A 21,966-nucleotide genomic window follows, 5' to 3' on the forward strand; every position below is an offset into this window, starting at 1 on the left:
GTTGGGGGAGCTTACGATCGGCAACGGCTGCTCACTGACGAATTGCCCCGCGGGTCGCTCGGCATGCGCCGATCGGCTGGCGGATTGTTCGAACGATGCTGCCTATGGCCGTTAGCGCGCCCCATCAAGGCCGGACATCTGGCCCCGAAAGCTAGTTCCTTCTGGCGCTGGCCGATTGATCCCCTTGCCGACCAACCGCCCTTGGCGGGCGCAGTTCGGAAGGGGCAGACCCCAGCCAATCCTCCAAGGGAGCTCGCGTCTATGACGTGGGGCTGTTTTCATTGCTCACTCAGTTCCGCAGTGTTCCTGCACACGTCCAAATTGACGCGACAGGTGGTGGCGTAGCTGAGATCGAGTGGTTGCTGGCGCCAGGCAGACGATGGGCCATGAGGGGAGGTCGCCTCAGCGGGTGAGCGCAGGTACAAGCCCTACCCTTGACGTTATAGCATTGAGGCTATATATTGAAGTTGGGGCGTCATGGAACGTGACGTACGGGCCACTACACAAGGACGAGAGATGCAACGACCAAACCACTTGCTGGCTAGAGCTAGCCTGACCTCGGGGACTTTCACGAATGACCAAGGTATCGCTTCCGGCGATTGAGAGCTTCACGCGGCAACATGACTCGTTTTGCATTGCGAAATCTAGCAATCCATTGACCAAGCGCGAGCGTGTTTCGCTTTATTTCGCCATTATTCACGACGTGCCTCGCGGCTGTTCTTGTAAGGAAACAAAGGATTTTGCAGATTCAGTTTTAAACACCATTGAGGATGAGTTCTCTGGTGTTCCGTATGATGAGGGCGATTGGAAGCACGACGATCGGCTCTACCCGGCGAAGGAAGACAACCGCCGGCACTCTCCTGTGGATGAGGTATCGATTTATCGGCACAAGCAGCATGAATCTTACTTCGGTATAAACGGTGCAATTCGCGTAGTGCAACGCACCGGCAAGGTATTTTCGGTCGACCTCGCGGGGTCTGACGGACTAACGATTGGTGACCTCCTTGAATCAGGCACTCAGCAACTTCCTGTCAGCAGTTCATAGGACTGTTGGTGACTCGCTGTCTAGCGAGATTTCTGAACCATACGATCCTTCTGGGGTATGGTTTGTTGATCTCGCTTTGGATACTTATAAGCTCATTGTTCAATATTCGCCGCGGCTGGGTTTTGGCCTGTCAACTGAAGCATCTGATTTCGGTGACGCCCCCGATGAGCGATTCGAGTCTGAACATGCAGCTGCGCAGCGAGCCGTTCAGCTGCTGACGACTAAAGGGCAAACCATTCCGCCGACAACTCTGTTTGGCTTGCGTGGATCCCAGACCCAATCGCAGGTGGCTAGCTCAATGTCAATTAAGCAGCCTAGCTACGCCAGAATGGAGCATGCCCAACTTTGTTCGTTCGAAGTGAAGACACTGGCGCGTGCGGTAAAGGCGATGCATGCAACACTCCTTTTGGTGGTGCAAAGTGAGGATGGGAAGTTCTTTGTTCTTCAGGATAGCCAAGAGAATATGAAGGGAAGTTCAGCTTGCGCGAGTGAAGCTGATCATTTCCGTTTCTCTGGTTCGGCCGTTGGTTTGGTTGCATTGCCTTCGGTGGGAGTTCAGCACATTGATGCTTCGGACAATGTGGTCGTTGGCAACTTTGGAGCAGAATCTCCAGCGAAGCGGCGACCGAGGGTCAAGCCCGCGCTGGATCAGGCCCGCGAGTAGTCGTTCGTTAAGAGTAGCGCTACCATCCGACAGTCTCTTAGTTTGTCGGCGGTGCAGCTTGTCGAAGAATGCGCGATGCCGCTCTCGCGCGGCGTTGGGGAGCAGACCAAACGAGATGACTTCGATGTATTCCGAGCGAGTTCTTGTTCGCGTCATTGAAGCCAACCCCGTTCTCGCTGACCCTCGTCAGGGTTGCCCAAGCCGAGCGGCGGTCTAGTCTGAGGAATCCTGAGCGCCGGGGTAGAAACCTCGGCGCCCCTCGTCGTCGCCATCGCCAATGAATTCCAGCGGCTGCAGCAAGACTTTGGAGTCGTCCTTGATTTCCTGGTTTTCCAGAATGACGACTTGACCTGGACCTCTCCATTCGGCCAGCCACGCATAGAAGCGATCGGTAACGGTCGAAACCGCGACATCTCGCTGCTCCTTGCTTTTGGGGTCGGCATAGGACTTGAGCGGCGAATCCACGACGACAAAGCCCAGGTGCGGATGCCCTTTGCCAACTGCATGCTCCATGACGGCGATCGTCAGGGCAGTCAGGAAGATCGAGCGCTTGCCGGCTCCAAAATCGAGGCGGGCACGTCCGTCGAGTATCAGGTCGCAAGCATCGGCGTCAAGCAGCACGGACTGGATGCTGGTGAAACCCCAAGCGTGCAGGTACCGCTTTGCATGTGCGGCCACATCGTTTGCCGCAGCGCCGACATTGCGACTCAGCGGAATCTTCTTCTGCTTCTTGGCGGTCGCCAGCCTCGTGTGCTCGGTGACGAGTTGAGCCTCCTCGTCGAACTTTGCCAGTTGCTCCGACAGGGCACTGCGGCGGACGGCGAGGGACTTGGGATCACCGGAAAACTCGTAGCGCGTTTCGTTCACACGCGCTCTCTCGGTGGTTTCCAGTTCAGTCAGGTTCTCCCGTAACGTCGCGACTGTCTGCCCCATCCGGTTGGCACGGTCGCGTTCGCGCGCGAGTGCCACGGCGAGTCCTTGTCTCAGGATAACGATCTTCTCGACTTCTGCCTTCAACGCCTTTCGGTATCCGTCTTGGGCGCCCTGGCGCAATTGCCGCGGGTCGACTTGCGCGTCCGCCGAGGTTCCACACAATGGACACGGAACCTCTTCAAGCGCCTGGAACATTGCGACGCCCTCCCAGGTGGCACCGAGACGTTCGCTGTCACTCTTGTACTTCGCGTCCAGCAGATTGAACCGCTCGATCATGGACAGGCAATGATTCCGGTCCCTCTCAGCAGCTTTCAGCTCCTCGTTCTTACTCAGGACATCTTCTCGGACGCTCTTGAGCGAGTTGGCTCGGGCATCGTAGTGTCGCGTCATCGCACCGAGCGCGACGTCTACGCGTTCCAGGGCATCGGCGACGTCAGCCTTGGTTTGGTCGTTGGGCAGATCCGCACGGACACGTCGCAGCGCTTCCTCAACTCCTAGAATCTGTCCAGAGAGCCGGTCCAACTCTTTCGACGTCTTGACGAGTTCGATGGCGGAATCGTCCGTCCCGGTGAGAAGCATGTGAAACGCAGCGACCCGCTGGGTCGCGTTGGCGACCGGCCCGGCGGTCGCATCTTCACTAATCATCGTCGGCTGCGAAAGCAGGAACCAATGGCGCAGATCACCACTGGTAACACCGCCACGCTTCGAGCGTGACCTTAGCAACTGCTTGCCTGACGCACCCGCGTGGCGCACGAGGAAGTCGCTGATGTCTTCGTCATGAACGTCGCGCTGCGGCAGGGCATCCTCTCGCTCGTGCAACTTGATCAGGCCGGAGTCGCCTCCTGCGTGAGCGCGACGTACCTCGAATGTGCCCTCGTCGGTCTCCAGCGTCAGAGTGAGCAAGTCGTAGCCGGATGCTTCAGGGATCTTCTTGGGCAGCTTGTCCCCGCCAAGGAGATACCACAGGCAATCGCGGATGTACGACTTGCCGGTATCACTTGCGCCTCGTACGAGCATCGCAGGGTCACGAAAATCTACCCGCGCATCGGGTTTGCCCGGGCCGGTTGCGAGCAGTGAGACGAGCGTAACTGTCATAGGAGGTATGGCTGCTTCACAGCTTCAAGTTCAGCGCCCCAGAGGTGCCCGTTTTCGCCAAAGAGGCTCAGAAGCTCGTTCGAGCTCGCTCGGCCGAACCGTTCGGCTGCCCACACGCAGCGTTCCTGCAGGTCGCGCCAGTACTTCGACGACAACGATCCAACCATCGTGAAGCTGCTCTCGCCAGCGACGTACGTCATTCCTCGGTCGTCAAGGACCACGTCTATCAAGCCGCGCGTGCTCATGAGGTAGAGGCCTTGCTCTATCCGTTCCCGCCGGCTGAACAATTCGGCGTTCCGGTACGGCACCGGCGTATGCAGGCTCGAAGGGCCCCCCACGTCCTTGGAGTAGATGATTGCGTAGTCGAGCAACACCAGCTTCTGCAAGTCCGCCCCAGTTGGCCGAAGCGCGAACAGAAGGTAGACCATGCGCAGCCCGAGCTCGAACGGGGTGTTGAACAGCTCTGGCTGTTGGCGCTTTAACGAACCCATGTGAGCTTCTTCTCGTTGATCAGATGATGGCAGCTCCCGGGAAGGTCACCACCGCGCAACCGGGAGTGCAGCACGCTGTCGGTCACAGCGAGGGCGTGGGCTGCATCGATTGCGGCGTCGTGGCGCGCGAGGCCGGTTTTCAGCAGCGGGCTTTTCACCTTGAGCTTGATGCCCTTCAAGACCATCTCGAGCAGGTTCTTGAATTCGTCTTCGATGTAGATGTCGCGACTGAACCGCTTGAGCCCTTCGGCTGCATAGAATGCTTCGCGAGCTGCAGCGAGATGTTCGCCATAGACCTCGTTTGCCAGTACTTCCGCGAGATCCATCGGCACCCCTTCCGCCTCCGTGTAGGCACGGATGAGTTCGGAGATGTACGTCATCTCATACGCCTCGGCCTGCGCGGGAACCTCGGGATCATCGCCCCGCTCCGGTTCGATCCCGAACAGCTTGCAGTGGGCGTTGGTATCGATGGCATGCCATGCCAACAGGTCGACTACCTGGCACTCCCGGAACCGCGTGAAGTCGAAGGCATCGATGAAATCCTTCATCTTCGGTGTCAGCTTGGCCGCGTGGTCCTTGAGGCCGTGGCTGCCGGCTTTCCACGCGCTCAACAGTCCCGTGCGCAGGTTGTCAGGTTGAGCTAGCAGGTCGTGCAGTTCCGGACCCGCGTTCTTTGGCGCACAGAAGTAGTAGTGCCTCGGCACGGGGAAGCTGTTGGCAAGGAGGTGCCCGAAAAACTTCACGAGCTCCGGGTAGGCATTGCCGGGCGTCAGGCGTTGCTCGTAGTGCTTAGCCTGATAGAGGTCCCAGCCGTCGGGAACCAGCGCAGCCTGAAGCCGGGCCTCGACGTCGCGCCCTTTGTCACCGGCGTTTCCGAGCACTTTGACGGAGACGTACTTGGCCCTGCCGAAGGTCCGCTGGCGGCAGGCTGCTGCAATGAACTCTTCCCACTCCTTGTCGGAGACTGTGTGCAGAAAAACCGAGGGCGGGACAGTTCCGCGCTTCACCACTAGTCGATTTTTTTTCGGCTTCCGGAGCTTCGCAGGGGCGGGCGGCTTCTCGCCGTCGTCACCCGGGATCGGGACGTGTCCGCCGCTTTCGCTTGGCGCACCTGAGGCGGTCGCCGTTGGTCGTTCTTGTGCCATGCGCTTGCATGCCTCCCCTGAGACAGCTGGTCGTGGACCTGTTGATTTGCCACGCATTGTTACTCAAGTTGTCCCGGCCGGGTGTTGGCTCGACGGTTGCCAATGTCGGAATGCACACGATCCTTAGGACACTCAACTTGGATGCAGTTGGCCTGCCTCGGCAGTTGCGTCAGAGCGGGGAGCAGCTATGCCTCTTCGTCCGTCCACCGAACTAGCGAGCTGCCCCGTTCAAGCGGTGTGCGACACGTGCGTGACTGCGACTCTTTTGCCGAGGCTGCGGACCTTGCCGCCCAGAAGTTGGGGCGCTTTGTCCAGGCAAGGCCATTGGGGACTTTTGGGGGACTGACCTGCGCAAAACACCGCAAAGCGGGGAAGTGATGTTGGAACGAACGGCCACAAACCCCTTATGAATCAGCTACTTGGCGGCAAGGAGGAAACTACGAACCAAGGGGTCGTGGGTTCGATTCCTGCCAGCCGCACCAGAACTTACTGTTCTAGAGAAACGGGTCAGTCCGAAAGGATTGACCCGTTTTTCTTTGGGCGATCGCATCACGACGTCAGTCGAAGCGGCGATCACCCCTGAAAACAGGTTATAGTCGAGGGCTTCGCGGCTGTAGCTCAGCTGGATAGAGTACTTGGCTACGAACCAAGGGGTCGTGGGTTCGATTCCTGCCAGCCGCACCAGAACTTACTGTTCTAGAACAACGGGTTAGCTCCTCACAGGGCTAGCCCGTTGTTCTTTGTGTGGGCATGGGATGTCCTTGTGGCAGTGGGGGGCGGTCAGGCCGTCCGGCGGCGAACGGGTTGCCGCCGGCGTGGACCCAGCGGTTCTGACGCGAGGTCAGCCGCCGTAGATCCGGAACGCCAGCCACGCCGGCATGCCGAGGTACAGCACGGCGAGGCCGAGGCGTTCGAGGCCGCGTCGGACCGCGATGGCCATCCGGGGCCGCGCCGCCACGCTCAGCAGCGTGCCGGCCTCGGTCACCGCGCGCAGCGCCGCCGCCGTCACCACGACGCCGATGGCCCAGGACGCCCACCAGAGGGCGAAGCCGGTGAGGTAGGCCGCGGGGCCGTACGCGTGGTACTCGCCGAGCGGGTCGCCGAAGTTGATGTTCTGGTGGAGTACGAAGGCCGGGACGGCCAGCAGGAACGACAAGCCCGCGAACTTCACGAGCGGGTGATCCAGCCAGCCTCGGCGGGTGGTGGTGCGCACGGTGGTGAACGTGAGCGGGGCGGCGGTCGGCGAGGCACCACCGCGCGCGTCCGTCAGCACGCGGGCCAGTGCGGCGGGGTGGGCATGGACGAGGTGAAGGCGCTCGCCCGAGGCCATCCGCAGCGACGCCCCGGCGCCGGGGACCGGGACGCGCCACGGGGTGACCTCCGCGATCTCCGTGACCGGGAACGCCAGGCGCTGCCGGCCCTGCGTCAGCACGAGCATTTCCGACTCGAGGGTGGCGCGCGCCGCGAACGCCCGCAGCACCAGCCATGCGGCCAGTTCCGGCACGAGGCACAGGGTGGTGAACAGCCGGATCAGCGCGAGCGTGTTGGACGGCAGCGAACCGTCGCCCACGAGGAACGCGGCGGCCATCCACAGCAGGCTGCCGCGCGCGAAGGCGCGCAGCAGGCCGGCCACGGCCCGTGCGAGTGGGGGCAACACGGCCACGGTGGCGGGCAGGGCCGGGGCGTCGGCGGGGGCGTCGTCCAGTCGAGGCCCCCAAGCGCGGAAGGCCGCCACCGCGGCCAGCAGCACCAGGAAGGCCGCGGCCACGCGTCCCACCCAGTCGCCCCAGCGCACCATCAGCGTGGCCGGCGGCTCGCCCACCGGCAGATCGCCGATCACCAGCGTGCGTTCGCCCACCTTCGTGCCGGCGACCACCGTGCCCGTGCGGTCGATGGCAGCGCTGTGGCCGTTCGACGTGACGCGGAACTGCGGCAGGCGGGTCTCGATGCTGCGGAACGCCGCGGCGGTCTGGTGCATCGCCATGCCGAGCGGATCGGCGGTGAACCAGGCGTCGTTCGACATCGTCACGATGGCCTGCGCGCCCAGCCGGGCGCCGTCGATCGCGAGGCCGGTGTCGACGTCGTCGAGGCAGATCATCGGCAGCACCGGGACCTCGCGCCCGTCGCGCAGGCGCAGCGGGAAGACGCGCGCGCCGGTGCCGGGCCTCCAGGTGCCGGTCCAGGGCAGCCACTCCCGCAGCAGCTCGCCATCGAGCCATGCCGGCACGTATTCGGTGAAGGCGAAGAGACGGGTCTTGCGGTAGAAGCCGAGCGGCCCCACGCCTGGGTCCACGAATGCGGCGGCGTTGTACTCGCCCTCCGCGTCGGTGTCGTAGGTGCCGAACACGAAGGGTACGCCCGCGGCCCGCACGATGCCGACGATCTCCTGGTCGAGCTCGGCGCCGGCCTCGGTCTTCGGGTGGCCGAAGGTCAGCGGGTACACGGTCTCGGTCCACAGCACCGCGTCCGCGTGCTGGCGTTCGATCGCGTCGTAGGACATCGCGTAGTGCGTGTCGAGCACCTCGCGCAGCACGGCCTCGGCGCCCTTCTCGCGGCGCAGGCGGTCGTAGTCGGTGATGTTCGACTGCACGAGGCCCACGCGCATCGGCCGTTCCGCGGGCGCCGGCCGATCGGCCAGGCGCGACAGCGCGGCCTGTCCGTACCCGGCCAGCAGCAGCGGCACCAGCGCGGCCAGTCCGAGCGGCCAGGCGACGTCGCGGACACGGCCGGCCCGGTGCGCGAAGGCCGAGGCGAGGCCTTCGTTCGCGAGCAGCAGCAGCACGGTCAACCCGGCTGTGCCCCCCACGTCGGCGGCCTGCCGCAGCAGTGCGGACGGGTACAGCCCGTAGCCGAGCGTGTCCCCCAGCAGCTTCGGGAGCAGCCACTCCGCCGCCACCCAGGCCGACGCGCCGGCCGGCGCGCGCAGCGCCCGGCCGTGACGACGGCCCGCGGCGTGGCGCACCACCGCGAAGGCGATGAACTGCGGCTGCAGCAGCGGCGCGGCGAGCAGCAGCACCGCCATGCCCGCGGGCGTGCCCACCTGGGCGTAGCTGCCGATCGCGGTGCCGAACCAGCCGAACGCGGCGGCCGTGAAGGCGACCGACATCCCCCAGCCGCTCAGCAGCGCACCCGCGAACGAACGGGTGGTGTCGAGCGATCGCAACCAGGGCACGAAGGCGAGGAAGCCGAGCGCCCAGGCGCCCCGCGCGAAGAGGCCGGCCAGCGCGGCGCTGGCGAGGACACCGGCCACCAGGTGGACGCCGGGCCGGGAAAGCAGGGACGGAGGATTCACTTGTCGGGCGCGAGGGCAGAGGGGATCACGACACGGCGCAGCGGCAGGCCCGGCGGGGCCTGTTCCGGCCGCACGACACGGTCCGCGGGGATCGCGATCGGTCGGCCCGCGGCGTCGAGGACCTGGCGGTCTTGCGCGTACATCAGGATGGGCTCGATGTCCTGGCCGTCGTCGGTGGTCTGGAAGTGGCGGACGTAGCCGTCGGGCAGCACGAAGTCCGCGGGGACGGCGAGCCCCACGAGGTTGGGCCGCGTGTCGGGCGGGCTGAAAGCGCCGATGCCGGTGTGCACGCCGGCCGCATGCAGGCGGTCGAGCACGTCCTTCATCGTCGGCTGTTCACCGGGGTTGAGGTAGCTGCGCAGGTCGGGGGTGAGGTCGCCGTCGGCCTCGCGCACGGGCGATGCGGGCGATGGTCGGGAGGGCTCCGCGGCGGCAGTGATTGCCGATGCCGCCGTCGCGACCCGCTCCGGCGGCGGCACCGCTTCGAACGGAACCAGCGCACGGGGCCGCGCCGTGGGCACACCCGCGCCCGTGGGCGGGTCCGCCGGCAGCGTCAGCCAGTACAACCCCCCGCCGGCGACGCACAGCGCCACCAGCAGGAGACCGAACGAGGGGCGGAACGTCCCTCGTCCGTGCGCCGCGCCCGTTCCGTTCATCGGCGCCCCGCGACGGCTCAGGGCGCCGTCGGGTTGCCGACGGACATCGCCCAGCCGGTGCGCTCGTGGGCGTAGCGGTCCCAGATCGGGCTCTTGCCGTTCGTGAACGACGTGTAGCGCGGCGAAGCCGAGCCCGAGGCCGTGCCGGTCAGGCCCGTGGAGACGCTGCCGCCGGTGAAGGTCGGGTGCGTGTCGTCCGACTGGATGTAGTCGTACGTCGTGCTGGCCGTGATCTGCTTCAGGTTGGCGTCCTTGATCGTCGACCGCAGCGTCTTCGTGATGCGGGTGACGTAGGAGGCTTCGCTCTCGCCCGGCACGTACTTGATGGCCTCGGAGTCGACCAGGCCGTCGCCGTTGGTGTCGTAGTCGGCGGCGTGGTACATCGCGAAGCTGTCGACGTACACGAAACCCTTCTGGCGGGCGTAGTCGCCCATCAGCCAGTTCACGCGGGCGGCGTAGCCCAGCATCATCTCGGAGATGTTCACGCCCTTGCCGGTGCTGGCGTCCTTGCAGCTGCTGGTCTTGTTGTAGCGGTCGAGGCCGGGGTAGTGCAGGTTCGAGATGATCTTCACCTTCACGCCGGAGTACGCGTTGGCGTTGATGTAGTCCATGGCCTTCGCCACGTGGGTGCGGCAGCTTTCCGTGCCGGACTCCAGCTTGGCGTAGCTGCAGGTGCCCGTCTGGCCGTCGAAGTCGGAGCGGTTCTGCAGGCCGTCGTTGCCGCACATCTCGAACGCGACCACGCGGGTCGAGCTGTTCTGCATGTACGAGCGCTCGGCGACGATCTTGTTCTCGTAGATGTCCTTGGCGAGCGCGCCCGACTTCGTGCGGCGGATGCTCTCGATGTCGGCCTTCCACAGCGCGGACAGGTATTCGGCCTGAACCGTGGGGCCGGGGTACTTGGCCACGCTGGTGACGCCGGTGTTGAAGCCGGCGAAGATCGAGTCGCCGTAGGCCACGACGCGGTACTTCGTGGTGGTGAGGGACCGGTTGACGGTCCAGGAGGCGTTCTGGGTGATCGTGCTGGCGGCGGCGTCGGCACCCACGGCCAGCAAGGCCAGGGCGGGCAGCAGCGCGCGCAACGCGGCGCGGCGTCGGAAGGTCGTCATGGGAGTCTCCTGTGTCTTTGTAGTGAGCCATGACGTCGGGACACCCGGCGATGGGCTTCCCGCGTGCAGGCGTCTGAAATGTAGACGACCGTGCGTTTTTGCCGCCATCCGGAGAATCCCGCGAGTCCGGAGCCGTCAAGCGGTCCGTGACCCGGGTGCGATGTTGTAAAGAGTCTTCACGAATTCTTCCGGCAAGGGGTTGACGATTCCGTAAAGAGTCTTAACAATCTCGGGCACGGATCGCATGAGGCAGGTGCCTCGTGGTCCGCAGGAACACCCGAACGAATCGAAGGAACCACCGTGAACCGCCCTCGGCCCTTGACCACGAACCAGCCGCTGCCCTCGGGCGCAGCCGCGTTCGTTCGTGTCGGTGCGGAGCGCCGCAGCGACCTTCGCAGCCATGAGGATCCGAAACATCCGGGAGAGGGAGCGGCTTAGCCGCAACCTCGTCGCTCGCAAGAGGCCCGGACTCCGAAAGGATCCGGGCCCTTGTTTTTTCAACGCCTCGTTGGCTCAGTGGACAGAGCGTCTGGTTACGAACCAGAAGGTCACACGTTCGAATCGTGTACGAGGCTCCACGTCACCGGCGTCTCGCTCGTCCAGCGGTCCAGGACACCTGGCTTTCATCCAGGAAACAGGGGTTCGACTCCCCTGCGAGACACCAGCCATCCGTCGACCCCTTCCGAGCTGGTGGGGCGCGCAGCCCCACCTCGGAAAGGAGGAACCCGGAATGCACCACGACGTGCTCCAGCTCGACATCAACGGAACGCCCCAGGCCTGGATCTCGCCGCAGGAGGCCGCGCTGCACTACGCGACCCACGCGGTGGCATGGTTCGACGGCGACGGGCCGCTGACGACGCTGCGCGGCGGGATCAACGTGGCCACCGGCCTGCAGTCGCTGATCGAGGTGCATCCGATCATCGCGTTGCGCGGCATGTCGAAGGTCAACCTGTTCGACATCGAGACCGCGTTCTGCCGCAACAAGCTGATGCGCCGCGACCGCCACTGCTGCGCGTACTGCGGCCTCGCGTTCCCCGATCGCGAGCTCACGGTGGACCACATCCTGCCGCAGAGCCGTGGTGGCAAGGACGGCTGGATGTCGTGTGTCGCGGCCTGCGCGGCGTGCAACTTCCGCAAGGCCGACCGCACGCCGGACGAGGCCGGGATGCCGCTGCTGTACCTGCCGTACGTGCCGTCGCGTTTCGAAGCGTTCCTGCTCGGCGGGCGTCGCATCCGTGCCGACGTGCACGGATGGCTGGCCAGCCGCCTGCCCAAGGGCTCGCGGCTCAGCTGAACATCGTCTGATGCAGATCAACACGCGGCGGGCGAGACGTCACGGACACGACACGGCGACGGAGGGGGGCTTGGTACGGTGGGCGCTGTCTTCATTCGACACCCAAGGCACCCCATGGACTTCGACCTCTCTCCCCGGACCCGAGACCTGCAGCAGCGCCTGCAGGCCTTCATGGACCGGCACATCTTCCCGGCCGAATCGACGTACCACCAGGAGCTGGCCGCCAACACGCTCGCCGGACGGCGGTGGACGCCGCTGAAGACGATCGAGGCGCTGAAGGAGGCGGCGAAGGCCGAGGGCCTCTGGAACCTGTTCCTGCCGAACGACACGGCCGCCCTCGCGAAGAAGACCGGCGGCGGATTGACGAACCTCGAGTACGCGCCGCTCGCCGAGATCATGGGCCGGGTGCCGTGGGCCTCCGAGGTGTTCAACTGCTCGGCCCCGGACACCGGCAACATGGAGACGATCGCCCGCTACGGCACCGACGCGCACCGCGAACGCTGGCTGGTGCCGCTGCTCGCGGGCGAGATCCGCTCGGCGTTCGCGATGACCGAGCCGGACGTGGCCTCGAGCGATGCCACCAACATCGCCACGCGCATCGATCGCGTGGGTGAGCAGTACGTGATCAATGGGCGGAAGTGGTGGATCTCCGGGGCATCGGACCCGCGGTGTGCCGTGCTGGTCACGATGGGCAAGGCCGATGCGCAGGCGCCGAAGCACCTGCAGCAGAGCATGGTGCTCGTGCCCGCGGACACGCCGGGCGTGCGCGTCGTGCGCCCGTTGAACGTGATGGGCTACGACGACGCGCCGCATGGCCACGCCGAGATCGTCTTCGAGGACGTGCGGGTGCCGGTGGACAGCGTGCTGCTCGGCGAAGGCCGCGGCTTCGAGATCGCCCAGGGCCGCCTCGGTCCTGGCCGCATCCACCACTGCATGCGCCTCATCGGCCTGGCCGAACGGGCGCTCGAACTGATGTGCCGCCGCGTGTCGACACGCATCGCCTTCGGCAAACCCGTCGGTGCACAGACCGTGACACAGGAGCGCATCGCCGAAGCCCGCTGCCGCATCGAGCAGGCGCGCCTGCTGACGCTGAAGGCGGCGTGGCTGATGGACAAGGCGGGCAACAAGGTGGCGAAGTCCGAGATCGCGATGATCAAGGTCGTCGCGCCGACCATGGCGTGCCAGGTCATCGACTGGGCCATCCAGGCCCACGGCGGGGGTGGGATGTGCGACGACTTCCCGCTCGCGTTCTTCTACGCGCAGGCGCGCACGCTGCGGTTCGCCGACGGGCCGGACGAAGTGCATCGCAACGCCATCGCGAAGTGGGAGCTGGGCCGGTACGCGGCGGCGCCGGCCAGCGACACGATGCCGGTCACCCGCTTCTGAAGGGCAGAGGCGTCAGGCCGACTCGCGCACCAGCAGCGTGTGCGGCAGCGTGCGGGCCACGGGCTCCTCGCCGGCCAGGCGCTGCAGCAGCATCTCGGTGGCCGCGGCGCCCAGTTCGCGCATCGGCTGGCCGATGGTCGTGAGCCCCGGCTCGAACACTTCGGACAGCGGGATGTTGTCGAAGCCCATGACCGCGACGTCGTGCGGCACGCGCCGGCCCGCGCGGCTGAAGGCCTTGATGGCCCCGATGGCGAGGGTGTCCGACACCGCGAACACCGCGGTGGGGGGCGACTGCAGCGACAGCAGGGCCCCGGCCTCCTGGGCGCCCATCGCGAAGTCGGTGCCGGGTGCGATGCGCACCAGCGCCGGGTCGACGGCGATGCCGGCGCGTTCGAGCGCGAGTGCATACCCCTCGTGCCGCTGGCGCGCCCAGCGGAACCGTTCGTCGGCGGCGATCAGCGCGATGCGCCGGTGGCCGCGGTTCAGCAGGTACTGCACCGCGTCGATGGCCGCCTGGCGGTGGTCGATGCTGACGTACGGCATGCTGGCATCGGGCACGAACTCCGAACACGCGACCCAGGGCACGCGCCGCAGCTCTTCCAGCACCGGTTCGCTTTCATCGAGGTGGGCGAGGCTGATCACGCCGTCGGCGAGGCGGTCGTACACCGCGTCGAGGCCGGTGCGGTGCGGCTCGTCGTCGCCCGAGGTGTCGGCCAGCACGATCTTGTAGCCGCGCTGCCGGGCCACCGTTTCCACCCCCTGCACGATCTGGCCGTAAAACGGGTTGGCCACGTCCGGCACGAGCACGAGCAGCAGGTTGCTGCGGGCCCGCGCCAGGTTGCGCCCGAACGCGTTGGCCCGGAAGCCGAGGGCCAGCACGGCCGCCTCGACCCGCTGGCGCGTCTCTTCGCCCACCGGCTTGCTGTTGTTCAGCACCCGCGACACGGTGGCGATCGACACACCGGCGTGTTCGGCCACGGCGTTGATCGACGGAAGTTTCTTGATGCTCACGGGCGTGTTGTTGGGAAAATATTTTCCCCGAGCTTATCACCCTGATGGACCAGTAGGAGCAGCCGTTACCGTCGAGATTTCCCGTGGTGTTTACCCGGATTCGGGCAAATTGGGAAAACGCTTACCCTTCGCTCCGTCCGATCCCGAGGGGTGCCGCCGGCCGGTTCACGGCGCGCCCCCGACCCCTCCCAGAACCGAGGAACGAAGACCATGCAGCGCCGCCTTTTCTCCCTTGTCCCCGTGCTCGCCCTCGTCGCCGGTCTGCACGCCCCGCAGCTGGCCAGCGCGCAGGACGTGACCATCGGCATGTCGTTCCCGTCCGCCACGCACGGCTGGATGGGCGCGATCATCAAGAACGCCCAGGACCAGGCGAAGGCCAGCGGCGTGCGCCACGTGATGACCACCGCGGCGGACCCGAACAAGCAGACCAACGACGTCGAGGACCTGATCGCCAAGAAGGTGGGCGCCGTGGTGATGCTGCCGATCGAGACCGACGCGATGACCCGCGCGGCCGCGAAGCTGAAGGCCGCGAACATCCCGCTGATCATCGTGGACCGCGAGGTGAAGACGGACGACTACGCCGCGCTGATCAAGGGCGACAACGTGGGCATCGGCGCCAACGCCGCGGCCTACATCGGCCAGGCGCTGGGCGGCAGCGGCAGCGTGGTCGAGATCATCGGCGTGCCGGCCAGCGTGACCGTGCAGCGCTCGCAGGGCTTCCGCGACGCCGTGGCCAAGTCCTACCCCGGCCTGAAGGTCATCGCGAGCCAGGCCGGTGACTTCCAGCGCGAGAAGTCGCTCAACGTGATGCAGAACGTGCTGCAGCAGCACCCGAAGATCGATGCCGTCTACACCCACGACGACGAGATGGCCCTCGGCGTGCTGCAGGCCATCCGCGAGGCGAAGCGCACCGACATCAAGGTGGTGACCGGCGCCGGCGGCAGCAAGGCGGTCTACAAGCTCATCGCCGACAAGGACCCGGTGATGAAGGCGACGTTCGTGTACTCGCCGCTGATGGTCAAGGACGCCGTCAAGGTGGCGGTGGACGTCGCCCGCGGCAGCAAGCCCGCGAACAAGGTCATCACGATCCCCGCCACGGCGGTGACCGCGACGAACGTGGCCTCGCTGTACGACGCCAAGGCGAACTACTGAGCGGTCACCGGCAAGCGCTTTCCTGGTTGACTCGATGGACACCACCCCCAAGCCGCGCCTCGACATGCGGGACATCGCCGTCTCGTACGGCCCCGTGCAGGTCCTGCACGGCGTGGACCTGCGGCTCGCGCCGGCCGAAATCCACGCCCTGCTGGGCGAGAACGGCGCCGGCAAGTCGTCGCTGATGAACGTGCTGGGCGGCGTGGTGGCGCCGGTGCGGGGCACCGTGGCGATCGACGGCACGGTGCACCCGCTCCGCACGCCCCGCGAGGCGCAGCGCGCCGGGGTGGCGTTCATCCACCAGGAACTGAACCTGATCAACGACCTCGACGTCGCGGAGAACCTGTTCCTCGGCCGCGAACTGCGCACCGCCGGCTTCCGGCAGGCCGGGCGGATGCGGCAGCGCGCCGCCGACGTGCTGGACCGCCTCGGCGTGCGACTGCGGCCCGACACGCTCGTGGGCACCCTCGACGCCGCGCACAAGCAGTTCGTCGAGATCGCCCGTGCGCTGCTGTTCGACGCCCGCGTCGTCATCCTCGACGAACCCACCACGGCGCTCGCGGAACACGAGGTGGCCCAGCTGTTCGCGTGCATGCGGCAGCTGAGGGACCAGGGGGTCGCGATGGTCTACATCTCGCACAAGCTGCGCGAGGTGACCCAGGTGTGCGACCGCTACACGGTGCTGCGCGACGGCCGTGTCGTGGCGAACGGCGCCGTTGCGGACACCGACGAACACCGCCTCGCCGACGCGATGGTCGGCGCCACCCTCGCGGCGCGCAGCACGCCCGTGCCCCACGCGGTCGGCGAGCCGCTGCTGTCGGTCGAGGGCCTGCACGCGCCCGGCGTGCACGGCATCGACTTCCGCGTCCGCGCGGGGGAGGTGGTCGGCCTGACGGGGCTGGCCGGCGACGGCCGCGCCGAACTGATCGACACGCTGTGCGGCAACGTGCCGCCGCACGCGGGCCGCATCGGCATCGCCGGCCACACCCGGGCGCCGCGCTCCCCGCGGGCCGCGCTGCGCCAGGGCCTCGGCCTCGTGCCGCGCAACCGCAAGGAAAGCAGCATCCTCAAGGACCTCACGATCCAGCAGAACCAGTCGATCAGCGCGATGTCCGCGGTGTCGCGCTGGGGCGCGGTCGACGGGCGTGCCGAACGCGCCCGCGCGCAGGCCGCGCGCGAGCAACTGCGCATCAAGCTCCATCACCTCGACGATCCCATCACGAGCCTGTCGGGCGGCAACCAGCAGAAGGTGATCCTCGCCAAGTGGCTCGCGACCGGCGCCCCGGTGCTCGTGCTCGACAACCCGACGCAGGGCGTCGACGTGGGCGCGAAGGCCGAGATCTACCCGCTGATCCGCGGCCTCGCCGCGCAGGGGAAGGCGGTGGTCGTGTCGAGCGCCGAGATCCCGGAACTGCAGCAGGTGTGCGACCGCGTGCTCGTGTTCTACCGCGGGCGCATCGTCGCCGAGCTCACCAACGCCCAGGTCGAGGAAGACGCCGTGATCCGCTGCGCCACCGGCGTCGGGCACGCCCCGAGTCCTGTCCATTCCACCGAATCCCCATGACCGCACCCGCCACGCTCCCTCGGCCCGCGACCGCCCCCTGGCGGGACTTCGGCGCCCGCCTCTGGACCGACTACAGCGCCGTGTTCGCCCTCGTGGCGGTGGTGGTGTTCGCCGCCGTGATGAGCCCGCAGTTCGCCACGCCGCAGAACCTGCTCAACATCGTCCGCCAGGTCAGCGTGGTCGGCATCGTGGCGCTCGGCATGACGCTCGTCATCATCGTGGGCGGCATCGACCTGTCGGTGGGGGCGGTGCTCGCGCTGTCCGGCGGCGCCGCGCTGTGGACCCTCGGCCTGACGGACCAGCCGTGGCTCGGTGTCGCCGCGGGCCTCGCCACCGGCCTGCTGGCCGGGGCCGTCAACGGGCTGCTCGTCACGTGGGGCCGGCTGCCCTCGTTCATCGCCACGCTCGGCATGCTGGCGGCCGCCCGCTCGCTGATCCTCTACATCGCCGACGGCGGCAGCGTCTCGAACGACAACGCCGGCTACGGCGACATCGCGAACTCGCAGTGGCTCGGCCTCGCGACCCCCATCTGGTTCTTCGGCCTCACGGCGCTGGTGCTGCACGCCGTGATGAAACACTCGGTGTTCGGCCGCTACGTCTACGCGGTGGGCAGCAACGAACGCGCCTCGCGGCTGTCGGCGCTGCCGGTGGCGGGCGTGAAGTTCGCCGTCTACACGCTGTGCGGCGGGCTGGCCGCACTGGGCGCGGTGCTCGAGTCGTCGCGGCTCAACTCCGTCTCGTCGGCCAACTCGGGCCTCGCCTACGAACTCGACGCCATCGCGGCCGTGATCATCGGCGGCACACGCATGTCGGGCGGGCGCGGCAAGATCCTCGGCACCGTCATCGGCGTGCTGATCCTCGGCATCCTCAACAACGCACTGAACCTGATGAACGTCTCGCCGTACCTGCAGGGCATGGTCAAGGGCCTGATCATCGTGCTCGCGGTGCTGGTACAGAAGAAGGACTGATCCCTTGAGCATCGACAAACTCCGGGGCCCCGGCCTCTTCCTGGCGCAGTTCATCGACACGACGCCGCCGTTCGACACGCTCGACGGCCTCGCCGGCTGGGCGGCCGGGCTCGGTTTCCGTGCCGTGCAGATCCCCACCAGCGCGCCGCACATCTTCGACCTGCCGCTCGCGGCCCGCAGCCAGGCGTACTGCGACGACGTCCAGGGGCGCCTCGCGGCCCATGGCCTCGTCATCAGCGAACTGTCCACCCATCTGCAGGGCCAGCTGCTCGCGGTGCACCCGGCCTACGACTCGCTGTTCGACGGCTTCGCCGACGCGGCCGTGCGCGGCCGCCCGGCCGACCGCACCGTGTGGGCCGAGGAGCAGCTGAAGTTCGCGGCCCAGGCCTCGCGCCGGCTCGGGCTCACGTCGCACGTCACCTTCTCCGGCGCACTCGCTTGGCCGTACCTGTACCCGTGGCCCGCGCGGCCCGCGGGGCTCGTCGAGACGGCGTTCACCGAACTCGCGCGCCGATGGCGCCCGGTGCTGGACGCGTTCGACGACGCGGGCACGGACGTCTGCTATGAACTGCACCCGGGCGAGGACCTCTTCGACGGCACCACGTTCGAGCGGTTCCTCGACGCGGTGGAGCAGCACCCACGCGCCCGCATCCTCTACGACCCGAGCCACATGCTGCTGCAGCAGATGGACTACCTCGGCTTCATCGACGTGTACCACGCGCGCATCGGCGCCTTCCACGTGAAGGACGCCGAGTTCCGCCCGAGTGCGCGGCAAGGCGTGTACGGCGGCTACGCGCCCTGGATCGACCGGGCCGGCCGCTTCCGCTCGCTCGGCGACGGGCAGATCGACTTCACGTCCATCTTCAGCAAGTTCACGCAGCACGGCATCGACTGCTGGGCCGTGCTCGAGTGGGAGTGCTGCCTCAAGCACCCGGAGGACGGTGCACGCGAGGGCGCGGCCTTCATCCGCGACCACCTGATCCGGCGCACCGAACGTGCCTTCGACGACTTCGCCGAGGCCGGCACCGACACCGCGCAGCTGCGCCGGCTGATGGGGTTGTCCGCATGAGCGCGGCACCACGCCGGTTGCGCCTCGGCATGGTCGGCGGCGGGGAGGGCGCCTTCATCGGCAACGTGCACCGCATCGCCGCGCGGCTCGACGACGAATGGTCGCTGGTGGCGGGCGCCCTGTCGTCCGACGCGGCGCGGGCGCGCAGCAGCGCGGCGGCCCTGCGCCTCGACCCCGAACGCAGCTACACCGATTTCACCGAGATGGCCCGGCGCGAGGCCGAGCGCCACCGCGTGTCCGGCGACGGCATCGATGCGGTCGCGATCGTGACCCCGAACCACCTGCACGCCCCGGTGGCCCACGCGTTCCTCGACGCCGGCATCGACGTCATCTGCGACAAGCCCCTGGCGCTGACCCTGGACGAAGGCCGTTTGCTGGCGACCAAGGCGCGCGACACCGGCCGCTTCTTCGGCGTCACCTACAACTACAGCGGCTACCCGATGGTGCGGCGCGCGCGGGCCCTGGTGCGCGACGGTCGGCTGGGGGCGCTGCGCGCGATCCAGGTCGAGTACGCGCAGGACTGGCTGGGCGAGGCCATCGAGGCGGCGGGCCACAAGCAGGCCGCATGGCGCACCGACCCGGCCCTGTCGGGCCACGCCGGCTGCCTGGGCGACATCGGCACGCATGCGTACCACCTCGCGTGTTTCGTGACCGGGCTCACCGCGCGGTCGGTCAGCGCGGAACTGAGCACCTTCGTCGCAGGGCGCCAGGTCGACGACCACGTCCAGGCGATGCTGCGCTTCGATCACGGCGTGCGCGGCACGCTGTGGGCGAGCCAGGTGGCCAGCGGCGCGGCCAACGGCCTGCGCCTGCGGGTCCATGGCGACCGCGCCAGCCTCGAGTTCGACCAGCAGCGGCCCGACGAACTGCTGTTGCGCGACCAGGGCGGCGACGAGACGCGCCTTCGGCGCGGTCGCACGCCGGCCGGTCCCACCGAACACCTGCGGCTGCCGGGCGGCCATCCGGAGGGGTTCATCGAGGCCTTCGCGCAGCTGTACCGCGATGCGGCGCAGGTGATTCGCGCGCGCCGGTCCGGCGACGCAGCGCCCGCGGCCGCCGCCGACCTCAGCACGGTGGACGACGGTGTTCGCGGGCTGGCATTCGTCGCCGCGACGCTGCGCAGTTCCGCCGCGTCGGGGCAGTGGACCCCGATCGAGGCGGACCGCTGACGCGTCAGGGCAGGCGCTTCTCGCCCTCGGGCGTCATCACCCACCGTGTGGTGGTCTCCTTGATGACCCCGCCGCCCTGGACGGAGCCCTTGACCGTGGTGTTGCTGTCGTTGTTCACGCGGGACTGGCAGTCCGCGCGATCGGCCTCCGGCAGTGCCTTGCAGCGGGCCAGCGCATTCGCCTCGAGCTGCGAACTGCTGGTCAGGCCGCCCCGGCGCGACTCGTTCAGCGCGGCGCCGGCTTCGCGCAGGCAGGTGGCCTTGTCCTGGTTCGTGTTCCCGCTTTCGCAGTTGGCGCGCTCCTGCTGGTAGCGGGCCTTCGCATCGGCGGGCGGGGTGGGGGACGCGGCGACGGCGCCGAAACACATCGCGGCGGCGGCGAGGGCGAGGAGGGGGGAGCGAGCGGACATGGTGAAGTCTCCTGTCATTCGATCGGACATGGCACAACACTAGCCCCGCACCCGCCCGATCCCCATCGGAGCCGCCCGCGACACCGCGTAGGACATCACCCGGGCGGCTTCGGGTGCTAGAGTGCCGCCTTCCCTGCAGTCCGCCCCGCCGAACCGTGACCTCGCCGACGTCCTCGCTGCCCAAAGCCACCGCCTGGATGGCCGGCTGGCTGTCGCTGATGCTGGTGGTGGCCGTTGCGGGCCGCGAGGCCACGCGCGAGTTGCAGGTGTTCGAGCTGATGCTGCTGCGGTCCGTGATCGGGCTGTTCCTGCTCTACCCGCTCGTGCATGCGAACGGCGGCTTCGCGTCGATCCGCACCACGCGGCTTCGGGAGCACGGGCTCCGCAACGCCGTGCACTACAGCGCGCAGTTCGGCTGGTTCTTCGCGCTCACGCTCATCCCCATGGCCCACGTCGTGGCCATCGAGTTCACGATGCCCCTCTGGACGGCGCTGCTCGCCGCGGCCTTCCTCGGCGAACGGTTCACGGCCTGGAAGGGCCTCGCGGTCGCGCTGGGGCTGGTCGGTGTGTTGATGATCGTGCGGCCCAACGCCGGCGGCATCAGCACCGGCGAGGCCATCGCGTTCGCCGCGGCCATCGGCTTCGCGGTGTCGGTGACCATGACCAAGTCGCTGACCCGCACCGAGTCGCCCGTGACCATCATCTTCTGGATGCTGGTGCTGCAGTCGGTGCTCGGCCTCGTCCCGGCGCTGTCGGTGTGGCAGTGGCCTTCGGCCGCGGTGTGGCCATGGGTGCTGCTCGTCGCGTTCGGCGGCACGTTCTCGCACTACTGCATGGCCCGCGCGCTGCGCCACGCCGACGCCACCGTGGTGGTGCCCCTGGACTTCCTGCGCGTGCCGCTGACCGCGGCCGCGGGCTGGTGGTTCTACAGCGAACGGTTCGACCTGCTGACCGCGCTCGGCGCCGGCCTGATCCTCGCGGGCAACCTCGTCAACCTGATGCGCCAGCGCGCCGCACGGACCTCGCCATGACCGCACCTTCCCTCACCTGGCGCTGCCAGTCGTTCGGCGAACTCGACGCCGCCACGCTCCATGCGATCCTGCAGCTCCGCTCGGAGGTCTTCGTGATCGAGCAGCAGTGCATCTACCAGGACGTCGACGGCAAGGACCCGCGGGCCCACCATGTCTCGGCATGGGACGGCGAGCACCTCGTGGCGTATGCCCGCGCGCTGCCGCCCGGCGTGTCGTTCGACGAGGCGAGCATCGGCCGCGTGGTGACCTCGCCGCGGTACCGCACGATCGGCGCCGGGCGCGAGCTGGTGGCCCGCAGCATCGAGGCCTGCGAGCAGGTGTTCGGCGCCCAGCCGATCCGCATCGGGGCGCAGAGCCACCTGCAGCGCTTCTACGGCAGTTTCGGCTTCGTGCCGTGTTCGGACGAATACGTCGAGGACGGCATTCCGCACATCGACATGCTGAGGCCCGCCATTTGATCGATTTGTACCGGCCGAGGCGAGG

Annotated in this window: 19 protein-coding genes and 3 tRNA genes; 14 read left to right on the forward strand and 8 right to left on the reverse strand. The window is 67.3% G+C overall.

All coding sequences use genetic code 11. The annotated features are described in order from the left end of the window. Positions 1 to 574: 574 nt before the first annotated feature. On the forward strand, positions 575 to 1,045 hold the full coding sequence (locus A4W93_RS29545; RefSeq protein ID WP_157131606.1) for a hypothetical protein: 471 nt from the start codon (positions 575 to 577) through the stop codon (positions 1,043 to 1,045). After that, positions 1,005 to 1,709, forward strand: coding sequence for a hypothetical protein (locus A4W93_RS29550; protein ID WP_157131607.1), 705 nt, complete (start codon positions 1,005 to 1,007; stop codon positions 1,707 to 1,709). Before A4W93_RS29545 ends, A4W93_RS29550 begins: the two co-directional genes overlap by 41 nt. A 213-nt stretch (positions 1,710 to 1,922) precedes the next feature. Here A4W93_RS29550 and A4W93_RS06825 read toward each other — a convergent pair whose 3' ends face one another. The 3 genes from A4W93_RS06825 to A4W93_RS06835 are packed head-to-tail and all read right to left on the reverse strand — an operon-like array spanning position 1,923 to position 5,373. After that, complete coding sequence (locus A4W93_RS06825; protein WP_085749906.1) at positions 1,923 to 3,737, reverse strand: coiled-coil domain-containing protein; 1,815 nt, start codon at positions 3,735 to 3,737, stop codon at positions 1,923 to 1,925. Then, positions 3,734 to 4,228, reverse strand: coding sequence for an ABC-three component system middle component 2 (locus tag A4W93_RS06830; protein WP_085749907.1), 495 nt, complete (start codon positions 4,226 to 4,228; stop codon positions 3,734 to 3,736). Before A4W93_RS06830 ends, A4W93_RS06825 begins: the two co-directional genes overlap by 4 nt. Then, positions 4,216 to 5,373: an ABC-three component system protein gene (locus A4W93_RS06835; RefSeq protein ID WP_237357713.1), complete on the reverse strand. Its 1,158-nt coding sequence runs from the start codon at positions 5,371 to 5,373 to the stop codon at positions 4,216 to 4,218. The genes A4W93_RS06830 and A4W93_RS06835 overlap by 13 nt, the downstream gene beginning before the upstream one ends. Before the next feature lie 607 nt (positions 5,374 to 5,980). On the opposite strand from A4W93_RS06835, the gene A4W93_RS06840 reads away from it, so the two are divergent. Beyond that, positions 5,981 to 6,057 (forward strand) — tRNA-Arg (locus A4W93_RS06840). Positions 6,058 to 6,214: 157 nt separating this feature from the next. On the opposite strand, the gene lnt is transcribed toward A4W93_RS06840, so the two are convergent. Genes lnt through A4W93_RS06855 form a run of 3 tightly spaced genes read right to left on the reverse strand, consistent with a single transcriptional unit; the run spans position 6,215 to position 10,430 of the window. After that, positions 6,215 to 8,665, reverse strand: a complete 2,451-nt coding sequence (lnt, locus tag A4W93_RS06845; RefSeq protein WP_237357714.1) for an apolipoprotein N-acyltransferase — start codon at positions 8,663 to 8,665, stop codon at positions 6,215 to 6,217. Next, complete coding sequence (locus A4W93_RS06850) at positions 8,662 to 9,321, reverse strand: hypothetical protein (RefSeq protein WP_085749908.1); 660 nt, start codon at positions 9,319 to 9,321, stop codon at positions 8,662 to 8,664. The genes lnt and A4W93_RS06850 overlap by 4 nt, the downstream gene beginning before the upstream one ends. 17 nt (positions 9,322 to 9,338) lie before the next feature. After that, positions 9,339 to 10,430 (reverse strand): hypothetical protein, encoded by a 1,092-nt coding sequence (locus tag A4W93_RS06855; RefSeq protein ID WP_085749909.1) that lies wholly within the window; start codon positions 10,428 to 10,430, stop codon positions 9,339 to 9,341. Between the two features lie 502 nt (positions 10,431 to 10,932). Here A4W93_RS06855 and A4W93_RS06860 point away from each other — a divergent pair. The 4 genes from A4W93_RS06860 (at position 10,933) to A4W93_RS06875 (ending at position 13,110) form a co-directional block, all read left to right on the forward strand. Continuing rightward, a tRNA-Arg gene (locus A4W93_RS06860) sits at positions 10,933 to 11,008 on the forward strand. Between the two features lie 10 nt (positions 11,009 to 11,018). After that, positions 11,019 to 11,094, forward strand: a tRNA-Glu gene (locus A4W93_RS06865). Between the two features lie 66 nt (positions 11,095 to 11,160). Continuing rightward, entirely contained in the window at positions 11,161 to 11,724 is a 564-nt protein-coding gene (locus tag A4W93_RS06870) for an HNH endonuclease (RefSeq protein ID WP_085749910.1), read from the forward strand. 114 nt (positions 11,725 to 11,838) lie between these two features. Continuing rightward, positions 11,839 to 13,110 carry an acyl-CoA dehydrogenase family protein gene (locus A4W93_RS06875; protein WP_085749911.1) on the forward strand — a complete coding sequence of 424 codons (1,272 nt, stop codon included), beginning with the start codon at positions 11,839 to 11,841 and terminating at the stop codon, positions 13,108 to 13,110. A 12-nt stretch (positions 13,111 to 13,122) separates the two neighbouring features. Here the strand turns inward: A4W93_RS06875 and A4W93_RS06880 are convergent, their stop codons facing one another. Beyond that, positions 13,123 to 14,121, reverse strand: coding sequence for a LacI family DNA-binding transcriptional regulator (locus A4W93_RS06880; RefSeq protein WP_237357715.1), 999 nt, complete (start codon positions 14,119 to 14,121; stop codon positions 13,123 to 13,125). A 210-nt stretch (positions 14,122 to 14,331) separates the two neighbouring features. Between A4W93_RS06880 and A4W93_RS06885 the strand changes: the two genes are divergently transcribed. From A4W93_RS06885 to A4W93_RS06905, 5 genes are read left to right on the forward strand one after another with little or no spacing between them, the layout of a single operon-like run. After that, a complete protein-coding gene (locus A4W93_RS06885; RefSeq protein WP_085749912.1) occupies positions 14,332 to 15,273 on the forward strand; it encodes a substrate-binding domain-containing protein in 942 nt (313 codons plus the stop codon). Positions 15,274 to 15,307: 34 nt separating this feature from the next. Continuing rightward, positions 15,308 to 16,837 carry a sugar ABC transporter ATP-binding protein gene (locus A4W93_RS06890; RefSeq protein ID WP_085749913.1) on the forward strand — a complete coding sequence of 510 codons (1,530 nt, stop codon included), beginning with the start codon at positions 15,308 to 15,310 and terminating at the stop codon, positions 16,835 to 16,837. After that, positions 16,834 to 17,805: an ABC transporter permease gene (locus A4W93_RS06895; protein WP_085749914.1), complete on the forward strand. Its 972-nt coding sequence runs from the start codon at positions 16,834 to 16,836 to the stop codon at positions 17,803 to 17,805. Before A4W93_RS06890 ends, A4W93_RS06895 begins: the two co-directional genes overlap by 4 nt. Positions 17,806 to 17,815: 10 nt before the next feature. After that, the gene (locus A4W93_RS06900; RefSeq protein WP_085754062.1) at positions 17,816 to 18,874 is read left to right on the forward strand and encodes a sugar phosphate isomerase/epimerase family protein; all 1,059 of its coding nucleotides are present in this window, start codon (positions 17,816 to 17,818) and stop codon (positions 18,872 to 18,874) included. Continuing rightward, positions 18,871 to 20,043 (forward strand): Gfo/Idh/MocA family protein, encoded by a 1,173-nt coding sequence (locus tag A4W93_RS06905; protein WP_237357716.1) that lies wholly within the window; start codon positions 18,871 to 18,873, stop codon positions 20,041 to 20,043. The genes A4W93_RS06900 and A4W93_RS06905 overlap by 4 nt, the downstream gene beginning before the upstream one ends. A gap of 4 nt (positions 20,044 to 20,047) precedes the next feature. Here the strand turns inward: A4W93_RS06905 and A4W93_RS06910 are convergent, their stop codons facing one another. Then, positions 20,048 to 20,452, reverse strand: coding sequence for a hypothetical protein (locus A4W93_RS06910; protein ID WP_099959868.1), 405 nt, complete (start codon positions 20,450 to 20,452; stop codon positions 20,048 to 20,050). 155 nt (positions 20,453 to 20,607) lie between these two features. Here A4W93_RS06910 and A4W93_RS06915 point away from each other — a divergent pair, with 155 nt between their 5' ends. Both A4W93_RS06915 and A4W93_RS06920 read left to right on the forward strand, forming a co-directional pair. Next, the gene (locus A4W93_RS06915) at positions 20,608 to 21,483 is read left to right on the forward strand and encodes a DMT family transporter (protein WP_237357717.1); all 876 of its coding nucleotides are present in this window, start codon (positions 20,608 to 20,610) and stop codon (positions 21,481 to 21,483) included. Next, positions 21,480 to 21,941, forward strand: coding sequence for a GNAT family N-acetyltransferase (locus A4W93_RS06920; RefSeq protein ID WP_085749918.1), 462 nt, complete (start codon positions 21,480 to 21,482; stop codon positions 21,939 to 21,941). Before A4W93_RS06915 ends, A4W93_RS06920 begins: the two co-directional genes overlap by 4 nt. Positions 21,942 to 21,966 lie beyond the last annotated feature (25 nt).

The sequence above is a fragment of the Piscinibacter gummiphilus genome, from assembly GCF_002116905.1.
Classification (GTDB): Bacteria; Pseudomonadota; Gammaproteobacteria; order Burkholderiales; family Burkholderiaceae_C; genus Rhizobacter; species Rhizobacter gummiphilus.